General features: G+C 40.8%; 12 protein-coding genes. 8 read left to right on the top strand and 4 right to left on the bottom strand.

Annotated features, from left to right (window positions below; translation table 11 throughout):
• Window positions 1-28: 28 nt before the first annotated feature.
• Entirely contained in the window at window positions 29-1,768 is a 1,740-nt protein-coding gene (locus RMY63_RS11675) for a protein kinase domain-containing protein (protein WP_322728853.1), read from the bottom strand.
• An 8-nt stretch (window positions 1,769-1,776) separates the two neighbouring features.
• The gene (locus RMY63_RS11670) at window positions 1,777-3,210 is read right to left on the bottom strand and encodes an ATP-binding protein (RefSeq protein ID WP_322728852.1); all 1,434 of its coding nucleotides are present in this window, start codon (window positions 3,208-3,210) and stop codon (window positions 1,777-1,779) included.
• 1,030 nt (window positions 3,211-4,240) lie between these two features.
• Here RMY63_RS11670 and RMY63_RS11665 point away from each other — a divergent pair.
• Window positions 4,241-4,414: a hypothetical protein gene (locus RMY63_RS11665; RefSeq protein ID WP_322728851.1), complete on the top strand. Its 174-nt coding sequence runs from the start codon at window positions 4,241-4,243 to the stop codon at window positions 4,412-4,414.
• Window positions 4,411-8,358 carry a plasmid replication protein, CyRepA1 family gene (locus tag RMY63_RS11660; protein ID WP_322728850.1) on the top strand — a complete coding sequence of 1,316 codons (3,948 nt, stop codon included), beginning with the start codon at window positions 4,411-4,413 and terminating at the stop codon, window positions 8,356-8,358. The genes RMY63_RS11665 and RMY63_RS11660 overlap by 4 nt, the downstream gene beginning before the upstream one ends.
• A gap of 175 nt (window positions 8,359-8,533) precedes the next feature.
• Here RMY63_RS11660 and RMY63_RS11655 read toward each other — a convergent pair whose 3' ends face one another.
• Window positions 8,534-9,181 (bottom strand): tyrosine-type recombinase/integrase, encoded by a 648-nt coding sequence (locus RMY63_RS11655; protein WP_416212508.1) that lies wholly within the window; start codon window positions 9,179-9,181, stop codon window positions 8,534-8,536.
• Between the two features lie 1,579 nt (window positions 9,182-10,760).
• On the opposite strand from RMY63_RS11655, the gene RMY63_RS11650 reads away from it, so the two are divergent.
• On the top strand, window positions 10,761-10,931 hold the full coding sequence (locus RMY63_RS11650; RefSeq protein ID WP_179069365.1) for a hypothetical protein: 171 nt from the start codon (window positions 10,761-10,763) through the stop codon (window positions 10,929-10,931).
• 88 nt (window positions 10,932-11,019) lie between these two features.
• Here RMY63_RS11650 and RMY63_RS11645 read toward each other — a convergent pair whose 3' ends face one another.
• On the bottom strand, window positions 11,020-11,694 hold the full coding sequence (locus tag RMY63_RS11645; RefSeq protein ID WP_322728848.1) for a hypothetical protein: 675 nt from the start codon (window positions 11,692-11,694) through the stop codon (window positions 11,020-11,022).
• 595 nt (window positions 11,695-12,289) lie between these two features.
• Between RMY63_RS11645 and RMY63_RS11640 the strand changes: the two genes are divergently transcribed.
• The 5 genes from RMY63_RS11640 (at window position 12,290) to RMY63_RS11620 (ending at window position 19,345) form a co-directional block, all read left to right on the top strand.
• Window positions 12,290-12,811 (top strand): hypothetical protein, encoded by a 522-nt coding sequence (locus tag RMY63_RS11640; protein ID WP_322728847.1) that lies wholly within the window; start codon window positions 12,290-12,292, stop codon window positions 12,809-12,811.
• Window positions 12,812-13,366: 555 nt separating this feature from the next.
• The gene (ltrA, locus tag RMY63_RS11635; protein WP_322728846.1) at window positions 13,367-15,157 is read left to right on the top strand and encodes a group II intron reverse transcriptase/maturase; all 1,791 of its coding nucleotides are present in this window, start codon (window positions 13,367-13,369) and stop codon (window positions 15,155-15,157) included.
• A 283-nt stretch (window positions 15,158-15,440) separates the two neighbouring features.
• Window positions 15,441-15,764 (top strand): hypothetical protein, encoded by a 324-nt coding sequence (locus RMY63_RS11630; protein ID WP_322728845.1) that lies wholly within the window; start codon window positions 15,441-15,443, stop codon window positions 15,762-15,764.
• A gap of 53 nt (window positions 15,765-15,817) precedes the next feature.
• Window positions 15,818-18,637, top strand: coding sequence for a hypothetical protein (locus tag RMY63_RS11625; protein ID WP_322728844.1), 2,820 nt, complete (start codon window positions 15,818-15,820; stop codon window positions 18,635-18,637).
• Entirely contained in the window at window positions 18,638-19,345 is a 708-nt protein-coding gene (locus RMY63_RS11620; protein WP_322728843.1) for a hypothetical protein, read from the top strand.
• Window positions 19,346-19,459: the final 114 nt, after the last annotated feature.

Raw genomic sequence — 19,459 nt, 5'->3', positions numbered from 1 at the left:
ATAGCTTACCGGAAGTAAGATATTTTGATCAATTTTTTTTAAAAAGACGCTGTAGAACTTGCTCTCTCCATTGTTGTACCTCTGGTAGAGATGAATTGGTATTACTGACTAACAAACACACTTCCCAATATGTTCTAGCCTCATCCAACTTACCTATTGCTTCCTGTGTCTGCGCTAGCAAGCAGTAGGCATCCACTCTTTGAGAATCCAGTTCCACCGACTTTCGTAAATATTTTTCAGCCTCTCCATAACGTTGTTGCTTGAATCTCGCCCAGCCTAAATTTTTATATAAGGCTGCTTGCCATTCCGTATCTGAAGTGTGTCTCAACCCTTCAAATGCTAATGTAGATGCCTCAGAGTAATTTTGTTCTATATTCTTCAACCGTGATAAATTATTGACAGCATTCATTGCTTGATTATTACTATTCTTAATAGCTAATTTGTAATTATGCTCTGCTAAGTCATATTGACCTTGTTCGTCGTAAAAATTCCCTAAATTATAGAAAGCTACCCAATCATTCGGATTAAGTTCAAAAACTTTATTATAATTAGCATTCATACAGTTTATATCACGAATTTGCTGACAAGCTAATGCCAAGTTAGCATAGGTATTTACGTCTTTTGAATGAAAGTTCAAAGCTAATTTATAATATTTAATAGCCATGTTATATTCATCCTGACGAACAGCCCTGTTATAAAAATAACTTGATAAAGCTAGGTTAATACTTCTACAACTTCCAAAAAGTACTAATGTAGTTAATCCTATTAAAAAATATTTAAATAAATTAGAATTAATTGCTCGGTTAAGATTTAATTTAAATGGGAGACGCTCTAAGCGCTGTAAGATGACTTGAGTTGTCTGTGGACGCTGCCCTGGAAAAGGAGCCATCATTTCATCAAGTAAATTAGCGAAAGGTTCGTCAATCTGTAATGCTTTATCTCTCCAGATTAGTCTTCCTGTATTTTGCTCTACTGGTAACTCCAATAGTGATATCCCCGTTATCAAATCGACAAAAGTCCGTCCCAAAGCATAAAAGTCTGATTGAGGCAAAGCTTGACCATTAAGTTGTTCCAGTGGGGAAAATCGAATCGTTCTAACAACTGTTACTTCATAACCACTACTGAAGCGTGTTCTTTTATTCACTCCACTAGCGCCAACTTTTGCTAAATACGTTGTGGTAATCTGTCTAGCTGCTCCAAAATCAACAAGTGCCAGTTGACCATCAGGTTGATAGATAATATTTTCTGGCTTAATATCTCTATGAAAAAAGCCAGAGCGATGTACAGATTCCAAAATATCAACTAGTTGTGATAACCAATCCACTGCTAGTTTTTGAGTAATTCGTCCATGAGATTTTAACCACTGTCTTAAATCAATGCCTTCAACTTTCTCCATTACTAAACAATGCAATACTAAACGCTCGTCCTTCAGTGTAAAAGTGAAATAGTCGTCCATACCAGACTTAGGAATTCCTGGATGATATAACGTCTGCAATATAAGTGATTCTCTTTGAACCAGACGAACTAATTTAGGATCACTCCATCTTAGTACTTTCATTACTCTAATTCTAGATTTTCCCCATGACGGTTCAATATCTTCAACCTCGAAAACATCTGTATAGGCAGACATATCTTTATCCAAAGAACGCAATGGGCGCAGTAAAAGAATGCGCCCATTTATTAGCAAAGGATTGCCACAAGCTAAACAATTTTCGGTATCTTCAGGATTGTGCCGCTTACTACACAAGGGATTTATACAGTAGCTCACGGAGAGTTTTACTCCTGTACAGAACTGGTTAACTCTTTTTTACTTAATGATTTATATATTAAACCGTGCGGATCTACTAAAATATATTTTTTAACAACTGGTTCCATACCATAACTGAGTTCATGCTTACTTGATTTTTTACTGGCTTCAATTAAGGAGCGCTGCTCTAAGACTTCCAAAGCTGATATTACTTTTGAGATTGACATTACTTCTAATTTTAATCGCTCTTTTAAATCATTAATAAGCTTTGAAAAGGGGACTAAAGCAGAATTTTTTGTTATCTCCTCGGCTAAGTAAATCATTATTTGCTTTTGGAGGTCAGTTAAAAGCCCATTTTGCCCAAACTGTAGATTTAACATCGCTTCAATTCGCGGGCCAATTACAGTAGTTTTATAATCAAAAAACTTTTCTATACTCCCTCCAAAAATGTGATTTATTCGATCGCAAATAGCCTCTAGTTCTGACGGATTACCACGATATGTTTCAATTAGTTCTTTACACTTTGCTCCTGTTATCCCCTTTTCACGTATTAACTGCATTGCTGCATCTTCTTTCAAACCTTCTATTTGAAAAGATGCAATAGATGAGTTTACATTTACATAAGCAACTTCTCTTAAAGGTACTTGACTTGTTACAATTACACAACTCTGATGTTTTTCTTGTGTAATTCCAGCAAAAAAATCTTCGTATTCTAACTTTTTTTCAAAAATATCTACTTGAGCTATGGCTTCAAAACCATCTAGAACTAATAGACAACGATATGATTGCAAATGCTTTAATAATAAATATAATTTAGTCTCAAGAGTTATATGCTTCGCTTCTTCTATCTTAAAAATATTAATTAAATCGGTAACTAAATTATCAATCCTTGAAGAGCGATTTATCCTTTTCCAAACTACATATTCGTAATTACTTGCGTCTTCTAATACTATTTCTTCAATTAGTTTCGATGCTAATATGCTTTTTCCAATCCCAGCAATTCCAATTAGTGCTATACACCTTTTGTTGAACAAAACAATTTCATTTTTTAAAATCCTTATTTCATCTTGTCGTCCATAAAAAGATGTTATTTTTGGGAAATCCCCATATGCTCTAGTTGCACCTATTAATCGGTCAACATTTTTATATGACGTTTCTAGCTTTTTAAAATATTCTTTTTTTGCTAATTTAAGCAAAATATTTCTTAAAGTTAGTTTTTTTACTTGTACTCCCTCTCCAACAACTTCTGTAAGCATTGCCCACAACGCAGTACCTACTCCAGTCTGCAAATAATGCATATTGTACCCCGAATCGCTTGCTATCTCCTTATAGTCTTTGCCATCCCAAGACCCTTTGATTAAAACTATTTCAGAGCGCGATAGATATCTTCCGGTATGGTGAAACACCCGCTCTTGCAAGATTTCTAGTACTGCTTCTAGGCTTAAATTTTTATTTGAAGACATACTTACCTATAATATAGGAATCCGATTTGATTCCTGAATCACTCGTAGAGAGAGGGAACAGGGAATAGGGAATAGGGAATAGGGAATAGGGAACAGGAAAGAAGGAATCAAGTTATACTGAGTTCTGTTCAAAAATTAAGTAGGAGTCCTAGTAGTACGTTATTAGCATTACCATAATAACTATTCAAATTTTACCTAAAACTTTTATATAGGTTTTTTACAATTTTTAATAAAAAGCTACTTGCTATCATCACGTTTTACAGGATATAAGTTTATAGTGCTACATTGCACAGATAATAACACGATCTCTCTAGCTGTTATTAAAGTTACAGGTACTATTTAAGTACGACAACTAAATTAGGCAGAGACTCAGGTGCAAATTTAAGAAGGCAATAGCAAAGGCAAAATCTGCGCTAAGTGCCGTCTGAGCAAAAGTCTCTTCCTATTAAACATTGTCTAAGGCTATGGGAACTCCTTAGATACTCCAAAACACTTATGAACTATGGAGATACTGAAAACTAAAAAACAAAAAAGAACATAGCATCAATCTCAGACGACCAAAACTTATGTAAAATCGAGCTAACTAAAACAAAGCATGGAGGTCAAATATGAAACTATCAAAAAGCTTAAAGTATAAAGCGCCACTAAGGAGTAGGCGCTTTATCTGTTTATAAAATTCATCGTTTAAAAGAGCAGGGGTTGATCTCGAAGGAACAAAAAAAGTTTTCGCTAAAGTTTGCCGACTCGGTGCGATTGCTAAATTTGTTTGAGAGTATAATCCGCGCTGCTTCCCGTATTATACACGGGTTGTCACCATAGCGTCCATTGGTGGCAAATTTTTGGCTGTTAAAATTCTTAAATTTGCGAAATGTTAAGTTTGATGAAGAAAGAGTGAGAATTTTGTAGTTAAAAGGTGTGCAGCGCGAATAACAGTTATCAGTTACCAGTTGGGAGTAGAGTCCAAGATTAGATAACTGATAACTGATGCAACCCCCTCTGAACTTGTAAACCGAGTTATCAGGGGAAAATCATGACAAACAGAGAACGCCCTAAGAGCGCTCTAGAAGAGCGTATGGGGTCGAGTGCAACTTTCGCACGGCAATTCTGTGCTGTGACGAAGGGGAATTTTCGGAATATCCTGCCTACGAGAGTTTCACAGATAGACACATCTCTCTCCAAGGAATTCCAAGGGGAGAACCGATGAACGCAGCAACAACTGAATACCCAAATAATCTCACGGCTGCGGAATACCATGACTTGTTAGCTGGTAGCGCCATTCATCCGGCGTTGATTAAGCGCAACTTCTTCCACATTGAGGGAGAAACAATTTATGACTACCTGTTCATCTCCGACAAAATTCCACGCAAGAATGCAGGTAGAGTCACGGATGGATACATAAAAATGTATCAGCATCTATTACTGGGTGGGACGTGGATTCAGTCCCTTGACCCATTCAAGAACTGGCAACCGATGGAGTGGGGGCGACTTAAGCCCAACTTTCCACGCTTTGATTGGGAAAAAGGTAAACCAGTTAAATACGAGTCGCCACCCAAAACCGCCAACCGCGTTACCTATTTCGATGTTCCCAACTATATTTTAAATCTTGTTGCACGGCGCTATAACGTTTTCGATATTGCACAAGAGCTTTTTGCAAAACGTGGGAAAAAGCTTTGTGTTAAAAGTCGAAAGAAGGGAATTCGCAATGGCGTTCTCTTGCCTTGGCTCTTGCAACTAGGACAAACTACGGCAATCCTAACGCAAATTGCCCAGTTAAGTTCTCTCTTAGCACTGTGCATAAAAGGCATACTTAATCCCCTAATATTTTGGTCAGGGGTAAAGCAGCAGAAATTGAACATCGACTTTCAGCAGAAAGATTTACAAATCACCTTCTGGGAGTGGGTAAAGCAACATCCAGAGATTCCGATTATCTTATGCGAGGGTGAAAAAAAAGCCGCTTGCTTGCTCTCTCTGGGGTTTGTAGCGATCGCACTTCCTGGAATTTGGAACGGGCGGGTCGGAAGACGAGATTTTGATGAACGGTTGCATCCTGACTTAGTACCAATGGCTCAGGCGGGGCGCAAGTTCATTATATTATTTGATTACGAAACTAAAGCTAAAACCAGGTGGTCGGTTTACCAGGCAACGGTACGGACTGCCAAAGCGATTGAGTCTGCTGGTTGTGAATGCGAAGTTGCATCACTCCCAGGCCCAGAGAAAGGTGTTGATGATTTCGTGGTAGCCAGGGGTGAAGATGCCAATGTTTTACTAACTGCTTTAGTAGACGATGCCAAATCGCTTAAAGACTACCAGCGCTCCTATCGAGCTAAGAAATGGGGACTCTCTAAGTACCAGCCGGATGTCACAGTCAATATTAAATATTTGACCCAAGCACTCTGCATTCCCAATTTGGAGGAAAAATGTTCATCCGCTCCGCCACTTTACGAGCTTGGACTTGAAAAATTATTCAGTCCAAATCTGATAGCTATGGACTGCGATTTGGATAAAGAGAAAAGGGAAAATGTTGAATTAATTGATTCTAGCTCCTTTAACGCCAAACCTAGTACCCAAAATCCCAAAAAATCTTTCCGTTTTCCAGAAAAAGGACTGCTCGTGATCTGGAGCGATATGGGTACGGGGAAAACCGAGTTAATGCGCAGGTGGCGTGACCAAAACCCCGACGCTCGGTTCCTCAACAACGGGCATCGCGTCAACCTGCTGAAGAATTTAAGCGATCGCCTAAGAACTGCGATGTATTCAGACTTGGGTTACACAGGTTTAGCTCAAGCCCAAGCCCTTAGTATTACTATTGACAGCTTGCATAAGCTCAATACGCAGGCGCTAATTTACGGCTGCATATTTATTGATGAGGCTTGCCAATACCTTACCCACCTACTACACAGTAATACGTGTAAACAGCACCGTGCAGCAATCTTGGAGGTACTGGAATATATAGTATACAACGCGCCCCTGGTTGTCCTTGCCGACGCACACATGGATGATTTGACCGTGGACTTCTTTCGGGCAATGCGACCAGTAGGTGAAGTACCTTACATCGTCAAAAATGAATGGAGAAATGGCTCACGCACTATATATTGGTACGAAGGCAGTAATTCAAGCGCCCTAGTTGCCCAAATCTCGGCGGCGCTGATGCAAGGTCTGAAAATCATGGTTGCCAGTGACAGTAAGCGTTTCATCAAAAAACTCGACAAGTCTTTTACTATTAAGTACTCAGAACCTAACTCTGACCAATCCCATACACCACAAAAATGGCGCATCTGGTCTGTCCACTCCGATAATTCCGGCTCTGAAGAAAACGTCGCTTTCATTAAAGATATCACCAACGCCGTCAAAAACTTTGATGCCTTGTTCACCTCCCCTAGCCTGGGAACTGGTGTAGATATTTCCGAGTATCATTTTGATTTGGTGTTCGGTGTTTTTCATGGAGTTTCCCAAACTGCTACCGAGTGCGCTCAACAACTGTACCGCTATCGCCCGAAAGTCCCCTTTCATATTTGGGTGGCCCCGCGTCCTCCCTTCGGCTACCAAGATACAAACGCTTCCAAGATAAAAGAACGCCTCCTCCAAACCAATGAAATGACTGCTTTTCTGTTGCGGATCGACCGTCAAACAGGTAAACGGGGAGCCGAGAAAGATTGGGCGCTTGAGGCTTACTGCCAAATTCTTGCCAACCGCCACTATTCTCTCAATAATCTCCGCGATGATTTGCGATCACTCCTCACAGAAATGGGCAATACATTTATATATGTGGGCAGTGATTCAGATCCTCAATCAAGAGAAAGTCTTAAAGCAGCAGCACAAGCTTTGGATAGTGCCCACAATTCGGCTGTTGCCAAGGCTAAGAATATTACTTTGAGCGAGTACCGTGCCCGTCAGAGCAAAGATTACCTTGACCCTAATGAAATTTTTGAATGTGAAAAGTTCCGCATTTCTGATTCTTACGGCATCGAAGTAACCGAATCACTCGTAGAAATGGATAAAGGTGGTCGCTTAATTAGAGCAATTGCTGGACTTGAGGCCATTTTAGCCCCACCCGAAGAATCGTTTACTGACCCGAAAACTGGGCAAACTTATCCTACCCCACCAACAATTGTCACCCAAAAAGACCGCACCGAACGTGACAATCTACCTTTGTGCATCGACTGGGGTAATTACTCCGCACGGTGGCTTGCTAGATTTAACCTGGGATTGCATCAAATTCTCTTAAGTTTAATGAGGGGTGATGAAGTTTCTGCCGACGATTCCACCTTACTCAAGATGACGGAGATTGCTATACATTGTGCTGCTCACGTCAAAGCAATTCTTGGGTTTACTATTCCCTTAGACTGTAAGCCTATTTGGTTGCTAGGAACTTTAGTTGAGCAGCTGGGGTTAAAGTTAACTTTCCGTAAGCAAGGTAAACGCGGTCAACAGGTGAAACTTTTCTCTTTATCTAAAGAGGAATTGGAATTTGCAATGCATGTAATTGCTCATCGTGACACGAAACGTAATCAAAAAGAAAATCGAACCTATTCTGCTGCTCAAACCCCGTTGGTGCAGGGTGTGGGGTGTGGGGTGTGGGGTGTGGGGGAAGAAATAGCCCCAACAACTAGTGGGTCACTTGCCCCGTCTTGTCAAAATGATTGTATTAGCGGGGGTTCCTTGCCCCAACCAATACCGTCTTCCCTACACCCAACACCCTACCCCCAACACCCTATTCTTGCAAACCCAAATCACCAGCCCGTATCCACACCCCCCCTTGATGCTATAGGGAACTCCCATTGCCAAGGGGAGGATACTACAGATGAGAGCACTTGTGCGGAGGAGCAGAGGAGCAGAGGAGTTGAAGAGTTGAGGAACAAAGAAGAAAATTGTACAAGTTCTTTCCCCTCTGCCCCCCTGCCCCCCTGCCCCTCTGCTCTCTTCACTGATCGCATTACGCTACTCCACTGCGTGGAAATGCTACGCTCTGGCATTAAGCAGGGGGTGGACGCGATTAAGGGCATCCTTAAGCGATGGGTTGAGGATTTGCGCTGGGATACCGTGCTGGAACTTGAAGCGATCGCGGCAAATGAACTGCGACTTGTCGAGGCAGCAGTACCGGAATTTTACGCCTTGTTGAATGAAGAAGTGTTGCCAATGGAGGGATAAAGCCTACGCCGCAACTGAGCTACGTAAACCTAGAGCAATCTGTGCCTCATTTTTATCAGTGGCTATCGCTTGAAGTGTTGCCGATGGAATTGTAAATAGCTTTTTGGGAAAATCCTTATAGCCTTTATTTACTCTCAGTCCTATCTAGATCAACTAAATCATATTTCCTGATCTATCACTCCGTTGATAACTTCGTGTTATCCGCATTTTGCATGTCTTGATTGTTGCTGCTAATTGATGGCGGTGATAGCATCGATAACGCCGCGATCGCACCCCGGACTTGGGATGGTTCCACCTCCAAATAATTTTGCAGTTGCTCCAAATTGCGATGTCCACTGATTTCTTGGATGACTCTCAGAGGGATTTGGGCATTGCTCATGAAAGTAAGTGCAGTTCTGCGGCAACTGTGTGTGCTTGCTCCTTCGATGTCCGCACGTTCGCAAGCTTGTCGGAAGATCAGGCTTGCATATTCTGAGTGCAAGTGACCGCGCCCCCATCGACCAGGAAACAAAAAACCGTCACGGGAGTTTGTCGGTTTGTAAGTAGCTAAGAAGTTCCTTAGTTCTGACAAAATCGGAATGCTGCGGGTAGCTAACTTTCCCTTTGTATTCCCTTTACGGATGATCAGCTCTGCTCTGATCCGTCCCTTGCTGTTATAAACATCTTTAATTTTTAGGGTAACTGCTTCATTGACGCGGCAACCCGTGTACAGCATCACGCCTATTAGGGTTCTGTCTCGCTCTGTGGTTAACCCCAAAGTAAACAGACGCTGGATTTCTTCTGCCGACAAAACCTTTGCCTTCCCGTGACGGTCAATTTTCACAGCCCCGAACCCCCGATAGTTAATCATTATCGCCGATGCTCCCGTCCCAGGATTTATTTCGGTGAAAAAAGTGTGGAACTGTACTGCAATGTGTACTAGTTTCTCTACCGTTTCCCTTTCCCTGTTCACGGACAAAGTGAAAATTGTGGCAGTTTGTCAAAAGAGGCAGGGGAGCGGGGAGCAGGGGGGAAGATTGGAAGGAGCTTGTACTCCGACCAATTGAGAACGAGAGAGGAAGGGCGGGGCTTGATACCCATGTTCCGCTCCGCTTCACGGCTTCGGGGCAGGGATTGCTCCCCCTGCTCCCTGCCCCCTGCCCCTCCGCCTCTTCGGTCAGCAACAGAATACCCCCGTCACCTGTAGCCAGAACGGTGTACTAATGCTGTACTATTCCCCTGCCATTTAAGCGCACAGGAGAAAAAGCCGATTGCCATTTGGGACTGCCATCGCTCGTGCTGCACAAGCAATAATCACCTTTATCATGATGAGCGATCGGTTGACTCAATCACTCTTCGTCCCAGTTTAGCTAGACACTACCTTTCTTCATGCCATTGGGCTATAGCCAATGCCCCTATATTGAAAAACCTAAAGATAGGTGAAAAAAATAAACTAATAATGACTTTATAGTTAATAAGTGATGCATTAGGTCAAAAAGTATACTCTAGCATTTGAGTATACAAATATTACAGGTGTAGGTTTGGGTTAAAGAAAATGGGCAAAGGTGCTTATTTTAAGAAACTTGTACAAAATTCTTCCCTGCTTCTGTTGCTTTCATGCCAAATCAAGCTTATCGGAATAGCCCGTTTTTTAATCGCTATCACGCCATAAAACTATAGAGTCATTTTTAGTTTATTTTTGAGAGTGGTGTGATTGCTTATAAAAAATTCTTCAAGAAATGGGTAAAACTTGCGTGCCAAAAACTCAAACTGTTCTGCAATTGATTCCGAACTTGTCCTGAATCAATTTTCAGGGTGAACGCCAAGATGCTCCCTGATGGCCGAAGGGACTTTAGCTGATTGCGAGTTAGTTTATGAGGTCGCAAATTATACAGTTAAAAATACAACTTTAACATCGAACGAAATCCCCATGCTGTATCATGATAATTGTCTAGGTAAATAAATATGTTGTTGGTAGGGTTATTTAGCCTATTTACCTAGATGAGTATAATGCAGAAAGCTTTACTGCATAGCGATGCCTACAGTAATTATAGTTACGTAACACAAAGTGTTTTAGATTACAAAAAATACAGTCATACAGAGGGCATAAGGGAAGGCACAGACATCGTATGGCATGGTGTTCTGCAAATTCCCGCTCCTTTTAACACCCTCGATCTTGGCTCATATAAAGGATTAGTTTTTCAGAATCATAATTAAGTTTTTGCCGACCAATGGTCGGCAAATTGCGATTTTCATAGAGCGATCAGCTACGCTCTTGCGGTTACGCCATCCCTTAGTATAAGCATGAAGTAATCAATGACTGCAAAACTTAAGTATAAAAAACTACAAAATTTTGCTAAATAACTGATGTGCGTGAGCAAAACTATTTACTGGCTGAATTAACTTAGAAACGGCGATCGCTGTTGACTGCGCTGCTCACATCAAAAATTTTGGGTTTCACTGTTCCTTCTGACCCCAAACCGATTTGGCTGTTGGGGTTGTTGTTAGACCAACTGGGGTTAAAGTTAACTTACCGCTTGCAGGGGACAAGGGGTCAACAAGTTAAATTATTTTCTTTATCTAAGAAAGAATAAGACAATACTTGCGTTGGTTGGTTGTGGTGGAGATGGAGGAAGTTGCCGCGACTGAACTGCGATCCAAGGAAGCGACTGTGCCTGATGTTTACGATTGCGTCTTCTTCCATTCGTCTAATGTTAAGCAAGTTTTCCCAGTGGGTATTAATCCTGTGGTTGCTGACACACCAAAATTTTTCAGCGCATAATTTTCTACTTCTGCGTCCTTGAAGGCAAGTTCTACTACTGTTTGTTTTTCCTGCTTTGACAGAGCTTCAATCTTCACGTTTGCTGCGGTAGGAACAGCATTCGTTTTATCTCTGGTGAAATTTTTTACATTATAAAATTGCTCTTGTCCTGGCTTACCTGAGTTCAAGCATCCTTTAGACTTGACAAACAATCCTGTAGCCCAATAGCTATTAACAAAGTGTTGCTTATTAACAAACTGCACCCCATTAGCTGCCCAGACGTAAACGGGATCAACATATCCTTTAGTTTTGGGAATTTTAGTTTCGCTACATCTTACTCCATCCCGAAGACGACTTCTATAATCTCCGCATACCTTCCAAGTTATTCTATATAAGTTAGGTGTCTCTTCTACATATTGCCTTATTTGCTCCTGTACTTCCTTATCTTTTTGGCTTTGCTCATCAGTTGCCGCCGCATAAGCCGGTTTTAAGTCATTCTCTGCCTGAGCAACCAAGTCTCTTTCAGACTGGCAAGCTCCTAAGCATAGTGCTACACCTATTGAAACAAGTGCTGTAAATATTTTTCTTGTACTCATAAATACTCCAACAAATGATTATGAAAATTAATTCCCAATTTCCTTGCTTGATCAAATATCTACTTCTAATAAATGCTGAATTACAAGCTGCAAGTATTATACATATTTGTTCTATACATGCACTCAAGTTTTAACAGTTTTTAGTGATGATGCAAAACATGGTGAGGTATCGAAGGTAAAGTTCAATTTATGGAGAGTAGGGATACTTAAACAAGTCGGAAGTCGGAAGTCGGAAGTACAGTTTTGTAACGGGGATTTTAATTAGGCTCTTAACTTAAACCCCCAAACTTTGTTAAAGCTAACCTAAATGTTTTAGGTCATAAAAATAGTCAATAGTCAATCCCCCCTATTTGATACTTACTGAAGAGTTTGCACAAATATTTATACTAATTAATGATTAAGGATGTGATTATATCAAGCACAAAGACTGATAATACAAGAAAGAGATTTTTATCTACGTAGATTATTACTGTTAAAAATGTTTATACAGTACTACAGTTCTGTTTTTTTCCGTACCAGAGTACGTGGATTTTGGGGTTGACTTATTCAAGAATGTGCCTATCCCTCAAGATATCGTTCAGGAGAACGAAAGCAGATGCGTACTGACTACGGATACCCAGATTTTGCTGCTTCACCAATAGGAACACTTTTACCTGAGGAGAAGAATGACAGGGCGAAAAAAGGCACACTCACACTCATGGGTGTGACTGGTGTGTTGATGATAGCAGAGATGTCCGTCCACAATATATTGATGGGTGGATTTATGATTGCGTCTGCCATCGTCATTGCCTTGCCGAAACAGTCACAAGCATTATTTACTAACTTCGATAAAGTACAACGAAAGTATGGAGTTAATCTCTATGCAGTGTTGTTTGCGCTGTTAGCAGTAATTTGCCTAATTGATTTTGCGGCGGCTCCAGCTAATGCTCAGTTCTTCAATAATGCTCAAACTTGGATGACCACCACTTTTGGTAATGCCGGCAATGGACAAACAGCAGCAGTTATCGCGCTTTTTTTCAATGTATTGAGAGCTTTATTCCTATTATATGTTGGGATCAGTCTAGTTCGGATTATTCAATCTGCACGGAATGATGAAGACTGGGTGCGATTCGTTTAACTCAAACCAGTAGCAGTACTGGGGGACAGTTAGCTTGGTTTTAACCATGATAACTGAATGACCATGTAGGTGAAAGTCCTACTCTGTAAGTGCAACAGTAAAAGCGCTTCCCCTATTCGGGAGACTGGTTATCAAACGGATAAAGCGGGGAAGAAAGGCAGACTTCTGAAAGCCGTACTCAGCAACCTGTCTAGCAAGAACCCACGAGCAACCATGTGTGAAGACGCGATTGAACCATCGTTACGTCAAATGGGCAACGACGGCTAATTAGCCCAAGCCAAAAATGGCAAGGAAAATAGGGAACTGGCGATTCCAGTCTCGACCAGTTAGCACTTCCCTCTAAACCCGGTGGAGAGCGTCACTCTAAAGGTTCAATCAATGGTCATTCGGAACGAAGTAATCCACCTATGCGCTCTTGAATAGAATCAAGTAGGGAACCACCCGCAAGCCATAAGTGGAAGGGATTGTGTCAAAAGCTAAAGCCCAGAGTAATGTCTGGGATATGCAGACAGACACACGGCTTATTGGAAGGTATAGTCAACAGTAGCAGTGAATATGTCTAAAGCCGAACAACAGTTCAGGATAGAATCAGAACTTGACACACCAAAAACCCACGAGGTAGACCCAAACAATTGGCAGTCAATTCCTTGGAAGAAACTGGCACGTCAGGTTTACAAGCTGCAAAAGAGAATATACCAAGCCGCTAATCGTGAGGATTTAGTCACAGTTCGACAGCTTCAGAAAACCCTCTTAAATTCATGGTCAGCAAAATGTATTGCCGTTAGGAAGGTTACACAAGACAACCAAGGTAAAAAGACTGCTGGAATAGATGGTGTCAAACTATTAGCACCAGACCAACGTATGCACTTGGTTAAAAGTCTCAAACTCAACGGTAAGGTAAATCCTGTCCGCAGAGTGTGGATACCAAAGCCAGGAACCCAAGAAAAAAGACCTTTGGGTATTCCGACAATGTACGACCGTGCATTGCAAGCTTTAGTCAAAATGGCGCTAGAACCCGAATGGGAGGCACGTTTTGAGCCGAATTCCTACGGTTTTCGACCAGGACGCTCCGTGCATGATGCGATTCAAGCAATCTATTTAAGTATCAAGCAAAAGGCTAAATATGTGCTGGATGCCGAGATTTGTAAATGTTTTGAACGCATTAACCATCAAGCTCTGTTGGCAAAACTGAACACTTTCCCCAGTTTACACCGTCAAATTAAAGCATGGCTGACTGCGGGAATATTGGATGGAGGAAACTTATTTCCTAATCATGAAGGAACGCCGCAAGGGGGAGTTATATCTCCACTTCTGGCAAACATTGCCTTGCATGGTTTAGAAAACCACATTCAACTGGCATTTCCTCGAAGATATCCGAAAATCAACGGGAAAAAGGTGACTATTCGTCCACCAATTCTAATCAGATATGCCGATGACTTCGTGGTACTTCATGAGGATATCTCCATAGTTCAAAGATGCCAAATTCTGATTACTGATTGGTTAAAAGGCATGGGGCTAGAATTAAAACCAAGTAAAACCTCACTGACTCATACTTTCAATGAGTATGAAGGAAAAGTAGGCTTTGATTTTTTAGGGTTTAATATTAGGCAATATCAAGTAGGAGACTACCGTAGCGCCAAAAACCCTTATGGACAAATACTTGGTTTTAAAACTTTGATTACTCCTAGTAAGGATAAGCTTGAGGAGCATCTGAAAGACATCGGTAAAATAATCGACACCCATAGTACTGCACCACAACAGGAACTAATAAACAAACTAAATCCTGTAATCAGAGGGTGGGCAAACTTTTATTCAAGCGGTGTCAGTAGAAAAGCCTTTTCAAAGGCAGACTTCTTAACTTATCAAAAACTGCGGGCATGGGCAACTAATAGATGTACTCACAGTAACAAGCATGAGATTGCTAACAAATACTGGAGAGTAGCTGAAAATGACCTTTGGTGTTTCAGTACACCTGATGGTTGTCAACTTGCTAAACATTGCGATACTCGAATCATCAGACATATCAAAGTGCAAGGCAGTCGCAGTCCTTATGATGGTAATTGGGTTTACTGGAGTTCAAGAATGGGTCATCACCCAGAAGTGCCTACCAGGATTGCTTCATTATTAAAGAAGCAACAAGGTAAATGCACCCACTGCGGACTCTTTTTCCAAGACGGAGATTTAATGGAAGTTGATCATATCATCCCCAAATCTAAAGGTGGTAGGAATTCATACAACAACTTTCAATTACTTCATCGTCATTGCCACGATACAAAAACTGCCAGGGATGCTTCATTTTCCCATACAGTTTTGACACAGGAATATATTGAAGTAAATCCATTTTGAATATTTCTGATGTTAGCGGTACTTATGACAGAAGCCAATTTGCTGAGGAGCTGGATGAGGGGAAACTCTCACGTCCAGTTTTGTAGAAGAGGTAGAGAGAGTGATTTCTCTATCGACTTTAACCAGACACTAGCAAGAACTCCATTAATCATAGTTATGGCAGTTTTTGTTGGAGATTTAATTACTGGCTTGATTGTTCAGTAAAAAAGCTTTTTCAGTTATCAGTTATTGATAAATACGTATTTGCATTAATAGCTGATAACTTTTTATTAAATCAATAAGTATGTCAACGAAACATGATTTTCGGACAGTAAATAGGATTTTAGGAGAAAGACCAAGACTAGGGCCATTCCCTGCTGACCAAATATTTGCCTGGACATTAATAGCAGTAGTCAATGTATTTATCTTTAATTATCTACTGAAAACAAGTTGGTTAGGTACAGGATTAAGTATTGCTTGGGGATGGGCAACATGGTGGACAATTTCTACAAATAAAGACTTTTTCGGTAAGTTCGTCAGCGTCCCTCGGATTAGTAGGGGATATATGAAATTTCAATCAATACAACAAAAGTCGGAAGCTGGAAGTCGGAAGTTGGAAGAAAAATAAGTTTTAAGTTCTAAGTTTTAAGTTCTAGTAAAATTTCAGTTATTGGTAAAGTTATGCCAAATTCTTCTAATCAGGTGAAAGATAAATTAGGTAAAGTTGCCTTAGAAAAGGAGCAGATTAATGTTGTCAAAATGCTCACTCCCTTTGAAGATATTATTCATTTAGCGGGGATTTGCGACCTCAACTTAGGAGGTAGGCAGGGCGTAGGCGCATTAATTCTCAAAAAAGGTGAAAATATTCAAATCAAATTCTGTTTTGATTGTTTAGGTATTCATCCTAATCTGCAATCAGAGGAAATGTTACCCATTTTCGAGGGAATAGAAGCTGGGCTAAAAGAAATTCCAGAAGGCGAAAACCTGACAATACATCTAGGGTCATTTACTTCGGATTATGACAGACAGCAAGAACTATCGAAGCTAGAGACTAATTGCTCACAAGATCAATTAAAGCTGTTAATTCGGAGTGAAAGGTTAAGAACTAAAGAACTAACGCAAAGCGGAACTCGAAAAAACAAATTCTTGAGGCTATGGTGTACTTATACTGTTATTGATGACGATGAACGTTCTAAAGATTTTATCGAATCGATTATTAGAAAATTAGAGAAAGGTTGGTTTTCATTTACAGGTGAGATCCATGCCATCAACAATACCAGAATTGAAAATATCCTCCAAAATTCCTTTAGCAATGGTTTTTTGCAGTGGTCAGCTATCCTAGGCAACAAGATGAAGTTGGGGATTAGGGTTTTAAGTGCTGAAGAAATTTGGTCAACAATTTGGCAACAGTTTAATCGCTCTACTCCCTCGGCAATCCCTAATCCATTAAAAATTGACCCAATAGATGGACTAGTAGAAACTCAAACTAGTGATTTTCATATCCGCCACCAGATGTTAGAGAATGAGGAGTCTGTGCCATTTTTTGATAGGAAATGGGTAAAAATCCAAAATAAATATATTGGGGCGCTCAACTTCAGTCAAAAACCAGGGGGCTGGTATGACGAACAAGCTCAATTGCGATATCTGTGGGAACTAATCTCTAGAGATAGTATTTATGATACAGAGGTTATTTGTCAGCTAACAAAGGCAAATCAAGCTATTTCTAAAACTAACCTACAACGGATCACCAAGCAATCAATTACCAGCACTTCTTTATCTACAGGAAAAGGGAACATTGATGTCAAATCAGGTATGAATATTGAGTCAGCTGTGGAGGCGCAAAAGACAATATATAAAGGGAGTGTAGTTGTGCATACCGCAGTTGCTTTTCTGGTTCACCGCAAGACTACAAGAGAATTAGACGAAGCTTGCCGATATCTTGCCAGCTATTTCTTGCGTCCGGCGGTAGTTGACCGGGAGATTGAATACGCTTGGAAGACATGGTTGCAGTGTTGTCCTATGGTGTGGGAACCACTGTTAACCAAGCCTTTTAACCGCCGACTGCCATATTTTAGTTCGGAAGCCCCAGGGTTGATGCCGTTGATTAGGACTGCCACAGGCGATCGCACTGGCTTTGAGTTAATCGCAGAAGAAGGCGGCACACCAGTACATCTAGACTTGTACCAGAATCATAAGAATTTGGCAGTCTTTGGCGCAACTCGTTCAGGTAAATCAGTGCTGGTGGCAGGTATTCTTACTCCGGCGCTTGCACAAGATATTCCGGTAGTGGCATTAGACTATCCTAAACCAGACGGTACATCCACTTTCACTGATTACACGAATCTACTTGGTGAAGATGGGGCATACTTTGACATCTCTAAAGAAGCGAATAATCTTTTTGAACTACCTGATTTACGCTCTCTGGATGCAGAACGTCAAAATGAGCGATTGAGCGATTTTAAGGAATTTCTCAAATCAGTTCTGATGACAATGGTGATTGGAACGAGCATGATTGGTGTCAGTCCTTCAATGGTTACAAACATTGAGTCAATTATTGCGTTAACATTAAAAACGTTTTTTAATGATGACGAAATAAAATTGCGCTACAAGTTAGCAATACAGAATGGATTGGGAACTCAATATTGGAGCGAAACTCCGACACTCAAAGATTTTTATAATTTTTGTTCTCCAGCTTTCATACAATTAGATTCTATCGCTAGTAAGAGTCAAGAGATTTCCGAAGCATTAAATCAGATTAGGCTGAGAATAAGTTATTGGTTAAATACTAGGGTTGGGCAATCAATCTCACGCCCATCCAGTTTTAGAACTAATGCCAAATTGTTAGTATTCGCTTTACGTAATTTATCGAGTGAAGCTGATGCTGCCATACTCGCTCTTAGTGCCTATGCAGCAGCTTTACGTCGTGCCTTAAGCTCAAAAGCTTCGATATTCTTTCTTGATGAAGCACCAATTTTATTCCAATTCGATGCGATCGCTGATTTGATTGGGCGATTGTGTGCCAATGGTGCGAAGTCTGGTATCCGCGTCATCATCTCTGCCCAAGAACCAGAGACTATATATCAGAGCGCATCTGCACAAAAAATATTTGCCAATATCACCACACGTTTAGTAGGCAGGATTCAATCATCAGCTGTTGACCCGTTTATTGTTCGCTTTAAATATCCTATTGAAATCATCAGGGTCAATAGTACAGAAGCTTTTTATCCAAAAAAGTCGGGGATTTACTCTCAGTGGTTGCTTGATGATAACGGCAAGCTAACTTTCTGTCGCTATTATCCTGCCTACTGTTTATTAGCCTCAGTTGCTAATAATCCAAACGAGCAAGAATTACGCACTTTATTTCTCAAATACTATCAAGATAATCCTCTGCTTGGATTAGTCAAATTTAGTGAGGATTATATCAGAATGATTCGGGGGGAAGAGTTATCAGAATTAGCGAAGAATTTACTTTCAAAATCACATACAAGACAGGTAGCTTAAATGAAAAAGCGGACAATTGGGGTAATACTTTCTGCTACAGTTGGCAGTTTCTTTATTGCTGCACCTAGCTATGGCATCAGCATCAACGATTTTTTTAGTTCTATCGTATCGGATCTTCAAGGAGAAGTTTCGGAAATTCAAGCATGGGCCAAGGGTGAGATTAACAGTGCTTGGGGTGACATCAAAGAAAATGCGTCAGCTGCAATTGATAGTTCTATTGGACAATTGGGTGCGCCTGACCCAATTGCTTCGGCTGAACAATTGAAAAATACGCTCAAGGATGATTATTCTTATCCTGTCGCCCAAGAAAAAGCACAGAAGCTAGAGCGTGAATTGACGCTTGGCTCGATTGCCAGCGTGATTGGAAAAAAAGGACAGCAGCAAACTCAAGAAAAAATTGATACTACTGCACAAATCGCTAAACTTGCAAAAGGTATTGCTGATGAGGCGCAGAATATGGACGCTTCTCAGAATGTTCTCAAAGCGATCGCGTCTCAGAACGGCTTAATTGTGTCAATGTTGGCACAGCAGCGTACTGATTCTTTATTAGCCCGACAGGACAATGCTTACTCTAACTTGATGCTAACGCAAGTAGCGGAGCATCTTGATTCCCAAAGGCAAAAGGAGAACTCCGAAGAAGATGGCAGATTGTCTTTAGTGCATGAAGTGGTACTTAATGCACGGCTAGATCCTACTTCTGCTGACTGATTAAAAGGGTATAGAAACACAGTAGGAGGTAAAGTTACAAGAGCTTTTCCTTCCTACACAAACAATCAACTAGCGTTCAAATGTCTGACAAAATTACTGTATTGAGCAAGGATT

Origin of the sequence: Nostoc sp. ChiQUE01b, assembly GCF_034531255.1 — a bacterium.
In the GTDB taxonomy this organism is placed as follows: domain Bacteria; phylum Cyanobacteriota; class Cyanobacteriia; order Cyanobacteriales; family Nostocaceae; genus Nostoc.
Note: the sequence above shows the minus strand (reverse complement) of the source record. Positions and strands in the feature narration are given on the sequence as shown.

Bases quoted from the DNA above. Each gene is read 5' to 3' on its own strand.
- RMY63_RS11670 (WP_322728852.1), bottom strand. From the start codon at position 3,210: ATGTCTTCAAATAAAAATTTAAGCCTAGAAGCAGTACTAGAAATCTTG.
- RMY63_RS11665 (WP_322728851.1), top strand. From the start codon at position 4,241: ATGACAAACAGAGAACGCCCTAAGAGCGCTCTAGAAGAGCGTATGGGG.
- RMY63_RS11660 (WP_322728850.1), top strand. From the start codon at position 4,411: ATGAACGCAGCAACAACTGAATACCCAAATAATCTCACGGCTGCGGAA.
- RMY63_RS11645 (WP_322728848.1), bottom strand. From the start codon at position 11,694: ATGAGTACAAGAAAAATATTTACAGCACTTGTTTCAATAGGTGTAGCA.
- RMY63_RS11640 (WP_322728847.1), top strand. From the start codon at position 12,290: ATGCGTACTGACTACGGATACCCAGATTTTGCTGCTTCACCAATAGGA.
- ltrA (WP_322728846.1), top strand. From the start codon at position 13,367: ATGTCTAAAGCCGAACAACAGTTCAGGATAGAATCAGAACTTGACACA.
- RMY63_RS11630 (WP_322728845.1), top strand. From the start codon at position 15,441: ATGTCAACGAAACATGATTTTCGGACAGTAAATAGGATTTTAGGAGAA.
- RMY63_RS11625 (WP_322728844.1), top strand. From the start codon at position 15,818: ATGCCAAATTCTTCTAATCAGGTGAAAGATAAATTAGGTAAAGTTGCC.
- RMY63_RS11620 (WP_322728843.1), top strand. From the start codon at position 18,638: ATGAAAAAGCGGACAATTGGGGTAATACTTTCTGCTACAGTTGGCAGT.